At 72.8% G+C, this 12,689-nt stretch carries 9 protein-coding genes and 1 tRNA gene; 8 read left to right on the forward strand and 2 right to left on the reverse strand.

The genetic code is table 11. The annotated features are described in order from the left end of the window. Positions 1–17 precede the first annotated feature (17 nt). The 6 genes from OHA68_RS21200 to OHA68_RS21225 all read left to right on the forward strand — a co-directional run bounded on the left by OHA68_RS21200 (position 18) and on the right by OHA68_RS21225 (position 8,254). Positions 18–701, forward strand: coding sequence for a response regulator transcription factor (locus OHA68_RS21200; RefSeq protein WP_189138707.1), 684 nt, complete (start codon positions 18–20; stop codon positions 699–701). Next, entirely contained in the window at positions 698–3,898 is a 3,201-nt protein-coding gene (locus tag OHA68_RS21205; protein WP_327109173.1) for a DUF4153 domain-containing protein, read from the forward strand. The genes OHA68_RS21200 and OHA68_RS21205 overlap by 4 nt, the downstream gene beginning before the upstream one ends. Positions 3,899–3,906: 8 nt before the next feature. Then, entirely contained in the window at positions 3,907–5,436 is a 1,530-nt protein-coding gene (locus OHA68_RS21210; RefSeq protein WP_327109174.1) for an N-acyl-D-amino-acid deacylase family protein, read from the forward strand. 158 nt (positions 5,437–5,594) lie between these two features. Then, entirely contained in the window at positions 5,595–6,662 is a 1,068-nt protein-coding gene (locus tag OHA68_RS21215) for an alanine racemase (RefSeq protein ID WP_327109175.1), read from the forward strand. Between the two features lie 8 nt (positions 6,663–6,670). Continuing rightward, complete coding sequence (locus OHA68_RS21220) at positions 6,671–7,048, forward strand: RidA family protein (protein ID WP_189138704.1); 378 nt, start codon at positions 6,671–6,673, stop codon at positions 7,046–7,048. A gap of 9 nt (positions 7,049–7,057) precedes the next feature. Continuing rightward, a complete protein-coding gene (locus OHA68_RS21225; RefSeq protein WP_327109176.1) occupies positions 7,058–8,254 on the forward strand; it encodes a hypothetical protein in 1,197 nt (398 codons plus the stop codon). A 1-nt stretch (position 8,255) separates the two neighbouring features. Here the strand turns inward: OHA68_RS21225 and OHA68_RS21230 are convergent, their stop codons facing one another. Next, on the reverse strand, positions 8,256–8,873 hold the full coding sequence (locus OHA68_RS21230; protein WP_327109177.1) for a LysE family translocator: 618 nt from the start codon (positions 8,871–8,873) through the stop codon (positions 8,256–8,258). A gap of 102 nt (positions 8,874–8,975) precedes the next feature. On the opposite strand from OHA68_RS21230, the gene OHA68_RS21235 reads away from it, so the two are divergent. Further along, the gene (locus tag OHA68_RS21235; protein WP_327109178.1) at positions 8,976–11,714 is read left to right on the forward strand and encodes a helix-turn-helix transcriptional regulator; all 2,739 of its coding nucleotides are present in this window, start codon (positions 8,976–8,978) and stop codon (positions 11,712–11,714) included. On the opposite strand, the gene OHA68_RS21240 is transcribed toward OHA68_RS21235, so the two are convergent. Beyond that, the gene (locus OHA68_RS21240; RefSeq protein ID WP_327109179.1) at positions 11,715–12,092 is read right to left on the reverse strand and encodes a response regulator transcription factor; all 378 of its coding nucleotides are present in this window, start codon (positions 12,090–12,092) and stop codon (positions 11,715–11,717) included. A gap of 114 nt (positions 12,093–12,206) precedes the next feature. Here OHA68_RS21240 and OHA68_RS21245 point away from each other — a divergent pair. Beyond that, positions 12,207–12,278: transfer RNA gene (locus OHA68_RS21245), tRNA-Arg, on the forward strand. Positions 12,279–12,689: the final 411 nt, after the last annotated feature.

The raw sequence follows: 12,689 nt of genomic DNA on the forward strand, positions 1-12,689 counted from the left end.
CTCCTAGGCTTTCGGACGTGACAGAGCAGCGACGCATCCTCGTGGTCGAAGACGACGCCACCATCGCGCTGGCCGTGCGCGACCGGCTGGCCGCGGAGGGGTTCGGCGTCCGGGTGGCCGCCGACGGGCACACCGCTCTGGCGGAGTACGGCAGGGCGGAGCCCGACCTGGTCATCCTCGACCGGCTGCTGCCCGGCCTCGACGGGCTGGAGGTGTGCCGCCGGATGCAGGCGGCCCGGCCGGTGCCCGTACTGATGCTGACCGCCCTCGGCGAGGAGACCGACGTGCTGGTCGGGCTCGGGGTGGGCGCCGACGACTACCTCGCCAAGCCGTTCAGCATGCGGGAGCTGGTCGCCCGGATCCACGCGCTGCTGCGCAGGGTCGAGCGGGCCGGGCAGCTCGTCGCCGAGGACACCGTGATCAGGGTGGGCGAGGTGGAGATCGACACCGCCGCCCGCAGGGTGTTCGTGCGCGGCACGGAGGCCCAGCTCACCAGGACCGAGTTCGACCTGTTACGCCGCCTGGCGGAGCGGCCCGGCCAGGTGTTCGAGCGCGAGCGGCTGCTGTCGGACGTGTGGGGCTTCTCCGAGGCCGCCGCCACCAGGACCGTCGACAGCCACGTACGGGCGCTGCGCCGCAAGCTCGGCCCCGACGTGGTGCGGACCGTGCACGGCGTCGGCTACGCCCTGGTGCGGCGATGAGACCGCTCGACTTCCTCGGCCGGATCAAGGTCAAGCTCGGCCTGGTCATCGTGCTGGCGGTGGCGACCGCGTTCGTCGTCAACGAGGTCGGCATCGCCTCCAACATCTCCGCCGAGACCCGCATCGCCGTGGCCGTGGCACTCGCCCTGATCATGGTGCAGCTGCTCGCCACCGGCATGACCAAGCCGCTGCGCGAGATGGCCAAGGCCGCGCAGACCATCGCCAAGGGCAGCTACACGCTGCGCGTCCTGGCCACCTCGCGCGACGAGGTCGGCGAGCTGGCCAGGGCCTTCAACGCGATGGCCGACGAGCTCGGCGCCGTCGACAGGCAGCGGCGCGAGCTCGTCGCCAACGTCAGCCACGAGCTCCGCACGCCCATCACCGGCCTGCGCGCCGTGCTGGAGAACGTCGTCGACGGCGTGTCCGCGCCCGACCCGATCACCATGCGCACCGCGCTCGCCCAGACCGAGCGGCTCGGCCGGCTGGTCGCCCAGCTCCTGGACCTGTCCCGGCTGGACTCGGGCGCGCGGCTCATCGAGCCGGAGGCGGTCGAGCTCGCGCCGCTGCTGGAGCAGGCCGTGCGGGAGGCGTCGCTGGCGCGCGACGACGTCCGGCTGCTGCTGCGGGCCCCCGGCGGGCTCGCCCTGCGCGCCGACCCCGACCTGCTCGCCCAGGTCCTGGCCAACCTCCTCGACAACGCCGTACGGCACAGCCCGGCCGGCGGGACGGTCACCGTGACCGCCACCGGGGAGGGCGCCGGGATCCGCCTCGCGGTCGCCGACCGGGGGCCGGGCATCCCGGAGTCGGCCAGGGCGCGGGTGTTCGAGCGCTTCTCCCGGCTGGACGCGGGCCGCGCCGCCGACGCCGGGGGCGCCGGGCTGGGGCTGGCCATCGTGAAGGAGATCGTCGAACTGCACGCCGGCTCGATCCGCATCGACGACTGCGCGGGGTGCCGCATGGTTATCGACTTACCAGGGAGGACCACGATGACCGACGAGCCACGGCAGCCGGCCGAGGACGGCGACCCCACCTCGGCCCCAACGCCCCGGCCCGAGGCCGGCCAGGACACGGCCGAGGCGGACCGGGCAGTGGTGGTGGTGCCCGACCGGGTCGAGAGCGCGGACGGTCCGGCCGAAGCGGGAGGCCGGCCGGTCGAGGGTGCGGCCGGCGGGGACGAGCTCAAGGCTCCTCCCGGTACGGCCGGAGGCGCCCTCGTGGGGCAGGGGGGCGGACCGGGCGCCGCGGGAGATGCGCCGGTGACGTGGCCGGTTGGTCAGGTGCGGGCTCGGGAGGCGGGTGAGATGGCCCGCGAGCGGCTGGCGAAGATGGCCGCGGGGATCGTCATCGGGGTGATGGTCGGCTTCCTGATCGGGATGTTCGCGGCCGTGTTCGCCAGTGTGATGCTGGGAGACGGGTTCGGGCTCGTCATGCTCGTCCTCTGCACCGCGCTCTTCGGCGCCGTCGGCGCGTCCCTGGGCGCCGGCTCCGGCCGCAGGGGCACCGGCCCGGCCATGGCGGAGCGAACGCCGTACCGACGCGAGGAGCCGTCGCCGGGACAGCCGCATGGCGCGACGTACCAACGCCAGGAGCCGTCGCCTGGACAGCCGCACGGCGCGACGTACCAACGCCAGGAACCGTCGCCTGGGCAGCCGCACGGCGCGGTCGCCGCGACGTACCAGCGTCAGGAGCCTCTGCCGGGACAGCCGCACGGCGCGCAACCCCCGCCGCCCGCCTACGTGCCGCCGCCGTTGTTCCCCCGGCCGGAGCTGCCGGAGACGCCGCGCTGGCTGCTGCCGGCGGCGGTAGGGGCGGGTGTGTTCGCGGCGGTGGCGCTGCCCGACGCGCAGGCGGGGCTCGGCATCGTCCTGGTGTCCATGGTGCTGGGCGCGGCGGCGCTGCCCGCGGTGCTGCGCCGGATGACGCCGTGGACGGTGACGTTCGGGCTGGTGGCGTACGCCCTGATCGCGATGGCCGCGGTCCGGGACGCCGACTGGCTGGTGGCGCTCCTGGTCCTCGCGGGGGCGGGACTGGTCGCGCTGGCCGTGTCCGGAGCCGGGCTCGGCTGGCTGGGCGTGATCAGGGGCGGCGCCTCGGTGCTGCTGGCGCTCGGGCCGGTGCCCTGGTTCCTGGCCAGGCCGCTGAAGAACCTGCGGGCCAAGGGCGCCCTGGTGTCCACGCTCGCCGCGCTGGGCATCACGGCCGTGCTGCTGGTGGTGTTCGGGCTGCTGTTCGCCTCGGCGGACGCGGTGTTCGCGAGCTATGTGGAGCGGCTGATGACCGCGCCCGACTGGGCCGAGTCCCTGCCGCTGCGGATCTTCGTGTGCGTGCTGTTCGCGGCGCTGCTGGCCGCCGTGGTGCTGGTCGCGTCGCGGCCCGTCGTCGACCCGGTGACGCCGGAGATCAAGGTCGGCGTGCGCAGCACCGTCTGGCTGCTGCCGCTCACCGCGGTGAACCTGCTGTTCGCGGCGTTCGTCCTGGTCCAGCTCACCGCGCTGTTCGGCGGCGACGCCTGGGTGCTGAAGACGGCGGGGCTCACCTACGCCGAGTACGCCAGGCAGGGCTTCTTCCAGCTCGTCGCGGTCAGCGTGATCGTGCTCGGCATCGTGGCCGTGGCCGCGAGCGTGCTGCGCACCGAGCGACGCGCCCGCTGGGTGCTGTCCGGGCTGCTCGGCCTGCTGTGCGGGCTCACCCTCGTGGTGCTGTTCTCCGCGCTGCACCGGCTGGGCCTCTACACCGACGCCTACGGCCAGTCCCGGCTGCGCCTGTCGGTGCAGGCCGCGATCTGGTGGCTGGGCGCGCTGTTCGCGCTGGTGCTGATCGCCGGCGGGGCGCGGCTGGCCGGGCGGTGGACCGGCTGGCTGCCGCGCACGATCGTCCTGGTCACCGCGCTCGGCCTGGGCGCCTTCGCCGTCGTCAACCCGGACCTGCGGGTGGCCGAGTCGCAGGTCGTGGCGCGCCAGGGGCAGGCGTTCGACGCCGACTACCTGGGGGACCTGGGCGCGGAGGCCGTCCCGGCGCTGGACCGGCTGCCGGAGCCGTTGCGCAGCTGCGTGCTCGCCGACGTGGCCGCCGCCAACGAGCTGGTCGGGCCCGACCCCTGGAACGGCTGGAACCTGGCCAGGGTCGAAGCCCGCGCCCTGCTGGCCGAGCATCCCATCCGCCCGGCCGCCTCCTGCGCGGGCCGTGCTGGTGATTGAATCCATAGGTGACGTTCGATGTGGTCATCAGCGGTGGCCGGGTGCTCGACGGCACCGGCGCGCCTCCTTACAAGGCCGACGTGGCGATCTCCGGCGACCGGATCGCGGCGGTGGGCCGCCTCGAAGGGGCGCGGGCCGCGTCGGTGATCGACGCCGGGGGGCGGCTGGTCGCGCCGGGGTTCGTCGACTGCCACGCGCACGGTGACGCGGCGGTCTTCGACCCCGGGGTGCAGCTCGCCGCGCTGCGGCAGGGCGTGACGACGATGGTGCTCGGCCAGGACGGGCTGTCGTTCGCCCCCGGCTCCGCCGAGACCGTCGCCTACACCTCCCGCTACTTCGCCGCCGTCAACGGGCCGCTCCTGGAGGGCCCGCTCACGGTGGCCGAGCTGCTCGACGGCTACGACCGCTCGGTGGCCGTCAACACCGCCTACCTGCTGCCGCACGGCACGATCCGCTACGACATCATGGGCCCCGCGTCGCACCACGCCGCCCGGGACGACCTGGACCTGATGCTGGCTCACGTGGAGCGCGGCCTGGCCGAGGGCGCGTGCGGCCTGTCCACCGGCCTGGAATACCTGCCGGGCCGCTACGCCACCGCCGCCGAGCTGGCCGAGCTCTGCCGCCCGCTCGGCGGCCTGCCGTACGTCACCCACATGCGCGAATACGGCTCCGGGGCGGGCGTGGGCATGGCGGAGGTCGTGGAGATCGCCGAGCTGTCCGGCGCCGCCGTGCACGTCTCCCACCTGCACGGCCCGGCCGACGTGCTGCTGCCGCTGGTGGACGAGGCGCTCGGCAAGGGCATCGACCTGACCTTCGACACCTACCCCTACCTGCGCGGCAGCACGATCCTGGCGATGATCGCGCTGCCGCCGCAGGTGCCGGGCGCGGAGACGGACCGGGCCCTGGAGATGATCGCCTCCGCCGAGCTCGACGCCTGGTGGCCGGAGCTGGCCCAGACCTATCCGCGCCTGACCATCTCGCACGCTCCCGGCCTGGAGTGGGCGGAGGGCCTGACCATGGTCGCCGCGGCGGAGCGGGCGGGCGTGGAGCCCGGCGAGTTCTGCCGCCGCCTGCTCATCGAGACGCGGCTGGAGGCGGGCTGCGTGGCCGCCCGCCCCGACGAGGGCCCGGCGGGCGAGGAGTCCGTACGCCGCGTCCTGCGGCATCCGTCGCACACCGGCGGCTCCGACGGCATCTTCGTGGGCGCGCACCCGCATCCCCGGGCGTTCGGGGCCTTCGCCCGCTTTCTCGGGCGGCACGTGCGCGAGCTCGGCGACTGGACGTGGGAGCAGGCCGTGGTGCATCTGGCCTCGCATCCGGCCAGGCGGTTCGGGCTGGCGGACCGTGGGCTGCTGCGGGCCGGGTTCGCCGCGGACGTGGTGGTGTTCGACCCGGTGACGGTGGGGGACCGGGCCACCTACGACATGCCGCGCAGGCTGGCTCGCGGGGTGGACGACGTGCTGGTGTCCGGCCGGCGGGTGCTGGCGGCCGGCGCTCTGACCGGCGCGACCCCCGGCCGGGCGCTCCGGCCGCGATGACCGTACGGGATCTTCGAGCTCAGGCCGCGTTGACCGTGCGGGATCTTCGAGCTCAAGCCGCGTTGACCGTACGGGATCCGCATGCGTCGCGGGCCGTACAAGATCTCCGATCTTGGCTCGCGGGGACCGTACAAGATCTTGAGGAGGGGTGGTGTGCCGTGCGGGAGGGTTCCGTGCTGGACGGGGGGCTCGGGTTTCCGGTGATGGTGGTGCACCGGGAGGCGCTGGAGCACAACATCGCGACCATGGCGGCGTTCGCCCGTGAGCATGGGCTGGAGCTGGCGCCGCACGCCAAGACGCACCTGTCGCCGGAGATCGCCGCGCGGCAGCTCGCGGCGGGGGCGTGGGGGCTGACCGTCGCCACGTCGCGGCAGGCGAGGACCGTGCGCGGGTTCGGGGTGAGCCGGATCATGGTGGCCAACCAGGTCGTGGACGCGGCCGGGCTGCGCTGGGCGGCGGGGGAGCTGGAGCGGGATCCGGGTTTTGAGTTCCTGTCGTTCGCGGACTCGGTGGCCGGGGTGGACCTCCTGGCCCGGCACGCCGGCTCGCGGCCGTTCCGGGTGCTGGCCGAGCTGGGGCACGCCGGTGGCCGGGCCGGGTGCCGGACGCTGGACGAGCTGCTCGCCGTGGCCCGGCACGCGCAGGAGACCGACGGGGTCGAGCTGGCGGGGGTGGCCGGGTACGAGGGGGCGCTCAAGTCGGCGGCCGAAGTCCGGAAATATCTGGACTCGCTGCAGGAGGCCGTCGAGCATCTGCGGGTCCGTACCCCGATCCTGAGCGTCGGCGGCAGCCAGTGGTTCGACGTGATCGGCCGCCACCTCGTCGCCACCCAGGCCAGGATCCTGCTGCGCAGCGGCGCGTACGTCAGCCACGACGACGGCTACTACCGCGACCGCACTCCCTTCAACCGCGTCGACGGCGAGCTGCGGCCCGCGCTCGAAGTGTGGGCGCAGGTGCTGTCCACCCCCGAGCCCGGCCTCGCGATCGTCGGCATGGGCAAGCGCGACGCCCCCTACGACGAGGGCCTGCCCATCCCCAGACGCGACGGCGTCACCGTCGTCGCCATGCAGGACCAGCACACGATCGTGCACGCCGACGGGCTCGCCCCGGGGGATCTGCTGGCCTTCGGCATCTCCCACCCCTGTACCGCTTTCGACAAGTGGCGGTCCCTGCCGCTGATCGAGAGGGATTATCGGGTCAGCGGCACCATAACCACCCACTTCTAGGAGCAGCCATGAAGAAAGAGCTCAGATCCGCCGAGGCGGCAGCCCCGATCGGCCCCTACTCACAGGGACTCGTCGTCGGCGACTTCCTCTACACCTCCGGCATGGGCCCGCTCGACACGGCCGGCGAACTCGTCGGCACCGACGTGGCCACCCAGACCCACCAGGTCATGCGCAACCTCGGCGCCGTCCTCGCCGCGCACGGCCTCGGCTTCGACGACGTGATCAAGGCCACCGTCCACCTCCAGCACGTCAAACGGGACTTCGCCGCCTACAACGAGGCCTACAAGACCTACTTCACCCAGCCGTACCCCGTCCGCACCACCGTCGGCTCCGAGCTGCTCGACATCCTGGTGGAGATCGACTTCGTAGCCCACAAGAGCGCGTAAAGTCGCTTCGTGGACAGTTCGGTGTACGTCTTCGTCGAGGACCTGCGCGGCGAGGGCGTCGAGCGGGTGCTCGACAGGATCAGCGCGTACGGCGTGCGCGGCGTCACCGTAGGCGCCGTGCACCACGCTTCCCGCGACATCACCCCGCACGGACTGTCCAGGCTGACCATCCGCCGGGAGGGGGCGCACTTCCCTCCGCCGCCCGACCTGTTCTCCGGCCGCCGGCTCAAGCCGGCGACCGGGCACCAGGACGCCCTCGACGGCCTGCGCGAGGCCTGCACCAGGCGTGGGCTTGCGCTGCACGGCTGGACCGTGTTCCTGCGCAACGCCACCATCGGCGCCGCGCACCCCGACGTGACCGTACGCGACTGCTTCGGCGACCGCGGCTCCCCGGCCGACCTGTGCCCCGCACACCCCGACGTGCGCGAGTACGCCGTCGCGCTGGCCCGAGCCGTCGCCAGGCTCGGCGTCGACAGCGTGGTCGCCGAGTCGCTGCACTTCAGGCCGCTCAAGCCGGAGCGCTCCTTCGTGCCGCTCGGGCCGATGGACACCTACCTGTTCGGCCTGTGCTTCTGCGACTACTGCATGCGCCGGGCCGCCGACCTCGGGGTCGACGCCGAGGTGGCGCGCGAGGAGTGCGCCAGGATCGTCGGCGGCGTCCTCGGCGGCGACCCGCCCGCGCAGGGCGAGGTGACCAGGGCGGCGCTGACCGCCTACGCCGGCCCCGACGTCGTCGCCTACGCCCGCGCCCGCTCCGAGACGGTCACCACCCTCGTCTCCGAGGTCGCCTCCGCCGTCGCCGCCGAGGGCTCCAAGCTGGTCTTCATCGACTCCACCGGGGCCGTCAAGGGCTACCGCGACGGCCTGCCGACGCCCGGCCTGGCCGCGCACGACGCCTGGCAACTCGGCGTGGACCTGGTGGCGCTCGGCGACCTGGTGCCCGCCTTCGGCGTGCTCGCCTACGCTCGCGACGCCGCCCGGGTGGCCGACGACGTCGGCGCCTACCTGCGGTCGGTGGGCAAGGACCGGGAGGTGCGGGCGGTGCTGCGGCCGGGCTATCCGGACAGCGACTCCACCGACCGGCTCGTGGCCAAGGCCCGGGGGGCGAAGGCGGCGGGGGCGATGGCGGTGGACTTCTACGCCTATGGCCTGGTGCCGCACCCGGTGCTCGACCGCATCCCGGCGACCCTGTCCGAGGCTCTGTGAGTCATCGGCTCCCGGCGAACGCCGTGGCCATGCCCAGGCCCAGGTAGACGACGCCGCTGACGTACCGCATCGAGGTGGCCTTGCGCTCCAGGCGGCCGCTGAGCGCACCGGCCGCGAACGCGTACGCCAGGTCCGACAGCAGACCGAGGACGAGCAGCGTGAGCCCGAGCACCACGATCTGCGGCGCGGGCGGCCCCGCCGACGGCTCCAGGAACTGCGGCAGGAACGCCAGGAAGTACAGCGTCACCTTGGGATTGAGCACGTTGACCAGGACGCCTTCGAGGAAGATCTTGCGCAGCGGTTGGGGAGGCGGGGCCTGCGTGACGGTCTCCCGCTTGGTGGTGAAGGCGCGCACACCGAGGTAGACCAGGTACGCGACGCCCGCCCACTTGACGATCGCGAACAGTGTCGCCGACTGCGAGATGACGTACGACAGGCCGGCGGCGGCCACGGCGATGTGCACGAGCGTCCCGGCCTCCACGCCGAACGCGCTGGCCAGAGCCGCCGCCCTGCCCTGGGCCAGCCCGCGGGCGGTGATGTAGAGATGGTTGGGCCCTGGGATGAGCACCAAGACGAGCGAGGCTTGCACGAAGAAGACGAACGTTGTCAGGGAGATCACGAATGCTGAGCGTAGGCCGACTTTGGTCCTCTCGTCAGGGCCAATCACGGCCGCTGATCGTGGTCCAATGGGAATGTCGGGGACGCGTGGCATAGTGGCTGGGTGAACGGAACTCTCGTCGGGCGCTCGGCCGAGCTCGCTCGGCTCTCGCGGGTGCTCGAAGCGGCCGCCGCGGGCACGGCGGGGGTCGCGCTCGTCGGCGGAGACGCCGGCATCGGCAAGACCCGGCTGGCCACCGAGCTGGTCGCGGAGGCCCGCCGGCGCGGTTTCAACGTGCTGGTCGGCCAGTGCGCCGAGCTCGGCGACGCGCTGCCCTACCTCCCGCTGGCCGACGCGCTGCGCGGCGCGGAGCCGGGAGTGCGCGAGGCGGCCGCCGCCCACCCCATGCTCGGCCAGCTCCTGCCGGGCACGGAGAGCGCGCCGTCGGCCGGGCTCACCCAGCAGCGGCTGTTCGGCTCGCTGCTCGGGCTGCTGGCGGAGGTCCAGCCGGTGATGTTCGTGATCGAGGACCTGCACTGGGCCGACCGCTCCACCCGTGACCTGCTGGTCTTCCTCAGCCGCATGGTGCAGACCGAGCGGGTGTGCGTGGTCGGCACCTACCGCACCGACGATCTGCACCGCCGTCACCCGCTGCGCTCGGTCCTCGCCGAGCTCAAGCGGCTGCCGAGCGTGACGCACGTGGAGCTGGGCCCGCTGGACAGCGGCGACATGTCGGATTATGTCGGCACTTTGGGGCCAGTGGACGCCCGCGCGCTCGGCATGATCGTCACTCGGGCCGAGGGCAACCCCTTCTACGCCGAAGAGCTGTTCGCCGCCGTGGCCGAGGGCGACACCCTCCCCGACGGGCTGGCCAGCCTGCTCATGTCCAGGGTCGAGGTGCTGTCCCCGGCGGGCCAGCAGGTGCTGCGCGCCGCCGCCGTGGCCGGCCGCCGCGTCGAGGACGAGCTCCTGTGCGAGGTCTCCGGCCTGCCTCTGGCCGACTTCGAGGAGGCGGTGCGCGAGATCGTCTCGCGCGGTCTGCTGCGCGTCCGGGGCCGCGGCTACGCCTTCCGCCACGCCCTCCTCCAGGAGGTCGTCTACACCGACCTGCTGCCGGGCGAGCGCACCCGCCTGCACGCCGACTTCGCCCGCCTGCTCACCGCCCCCGCCGAGCTCGCCCACCACCACCTGGCCAGCCACGACCTCGCCGGAGCGCTGGCCGCCTCCACCGAGGCGGGCCGCCAGGCCGAACGCCTCGGCGCGCCCGCCGAGGCCCACAGCCACTACGAGCGGGCGCTCAGCCTGTGGGACCGGGTCCCCGACGCCGCCGAGCTCGCCGGGGAGAGCCGCGTCGCGCTGGCCTTCCGCAGCGCCGTCATGGCCGCCGACAGCGGCGACAACCACCGCGCCGTCGCCGCCCTGCGCGCCCTGCCGCCCACCTCCGAGGTCAGCGAACGCCTGGCCTATTACCTGTTCGAAATGGACGACTTCGACGCCGCCATCGCCGCCGCCGAGCATGCCGTACAAACCGCCTTCGACCAGATCGCCCTGGCCAGAGCCCTGGCCACCTACGCCCGCACCCTCCTGTGGGGCCCCCGCCACGCCGAGGTCGAGGAGCTCGCCCACCGCGCGCTCGACACCGCCCGCGCCGCCGGCGCCAAGGACGCCGAGGTCGGCGCCCTGCTCACGCTGGCCACCTTCACCGAGATCCGGCACGACATGGCCGCCGCCCACGACCTGGTCGACACCGCCTCCGCCGAGAGCACCGGCGACCTGGCCATGGACCTGCGAGCCCGCTTCCACCACGCCCGCATCCACTACGAGCAGGGCCTGCTCGCCGAGGCGGCGGAGGTGGCCGACGAAGGCATCCGGCTCGCCGTCGAAAGCGGCCTCAAGTGGAGCACCTACGGCACCGACCTGCGCTTCCTGCGCTTCCTCATCCACTACGTGGCGGGGGAGTGGGATCAGGCCGAGTCGGTGGCCGGTGGCTTCGGCGCCCGCGTCGGCACCGCCCCCGAGGCCACCCTGTCGTCCTTCGCCCTGTTCATCGAGGTCGCCCGCGGCCTGCCCGCCGTCGAGGACCGGCTGTCCTGGCTGCGCCCCTTCTGGCACGACGCCCTGGTCGCCTACATCTCCCGCGGCCTCGCCGCCGAGCACGCCCTCTGGCAGGGCGACCCCGCCACCGCCCTCGACCACATCCATGCCACCCTCGCCACCCTCGACCCCGGCGAATCCGGCACCATCCGCATCGCCGCCATCGGCCTGTGGGCCATGGCCGACCTCGGCACCACCGAGGGCGCCGACGACCTGCTGTCCCGCGCCCGCTTCGCCCTCACCACCGGCCCGGTCGGCGAGGGCGGCCAGTTGGGCCCCGAAGGCCAAGCCTGGGCACTGCGCCTGGAGGCGGAGTGGCACCGCGTGCACGGCCGCCTGGACCCCGACCTGTGGCGCGAGGTCGTCACGTCCTTCTCGTACGGATTCGTCTACGAGGAGGCCAGAGCCCGCTGGCGCCTCGCGGAGGCCCTGCTGGCCACCGGCGACCGGCCGGCCGCGCAGGCCGAATGGGAGCACGCCAGAGAGCAGGCCGGAAAGCTACGAGCGGCCCCCCTCGAAGCGGCCCTGGCCGAGTTCGGCAGACGAGCCCGCTTCGGCACCGGCGACCCCGAGGGCGGCCTCACGGCCAGAGAAGTAGAGGTCCTGCGCCTCGTGGCCGAAGGCCTGACCAACCGGGAGATCGCCGCACAGCTGTTCATCGCCCCCAAGACGGTGAGCGTGCACGTGTCCAACATCCTCGCCAAACTGGACGTCTCCACCCGCACCCAGGCAGCAGCGGCCGCCCGCAAACACGGCCTGCTCGCCTGACTACCTGCCGGCCAGCTCCCTGACCACCTGGATCAGCTCCGCCGGGTCGAAGGGCTTGGTCAGATACGCGTCGACGCCGATGCTCCGGCCCCGCCGCTTGTCGTCGTCCTGCGCCCGCGCGGTGATCAGCAACAGCTTGATGTGGCTGGTCGCCTCGCCGCTGCGGAGCTGCTGCGCGGTCGTCCACCCGTCGAGGCGCGGCATCATCACGTCCAGCGTGATCACATCCGGCATGATGTCGAGCACCTGGTCAAGGCAGTCCTGCCCATCGGTGGCGGTCGTCACCTCGAACCCCTCAAGGTGGAGATTGACCGTGATGAGCTGACGAATGACCTCGTCATCGTCTACGACCAGTACTTTCCCAAGAACCTCGCCCACGGCGGCAAAGCTACCCGTAGCAGGGCGGTCACGTGCGGGTTTCGCGCGATGTGTTCATGGACCTTTATCTGTGACGAGGGGCTCCGAGATGCTGGTAGCCTTGTCACACGTTGAGCCCCCTTAGCTCAGGGGATAGAGCACCGGCCTCCGGAGCCGGGTGCGTAGGTTCGAATCCTACAGGGGGCACACGATCTTGACCGGCGGTTTAGGCCGCTGACCAGGGCGAACATCGTACGAACGGGCGGGCTTCCAGTCTCACGGAGGCCCGCCCGTTCTCGTTGAAGCTCGCTGGCTGTGGGCCAACTGCGGGCCATGATCGGACTTACGCCTGGAGTCTCGGACAGTGAGACGTCCTCAACCGCTGGCGGCACCTCCACTGAATCGTCCGTAAGCCTGCCACGAGGTATGCCAGTTCTTCTGTGGCGAGGTGAGCGCGACAACCCCAGCACTTGAGGGTGCCCAGCGGGAGCTCTTTGATGCGCTGTGCTTTGGCCGCCCGTCGCGGGATGGCAGGTTGGGGCGTTGATCGTCAGCCCTCACTGAGATCACCTCATTGGCTCACAGCCATCCGCGATCTTCGACCTGACCTCGGCAAGA

This window comes from Nonomuraea glycinis, from assembly GCF_035920485.1.
GTDB classification, from domain to species: domain Bacteria; phylum Actinomycetota; class Actinomycetes; order Streptosporangiales; family Streptosporangiaceae; genus Nonomuraea; species Nonomuraea glycinis.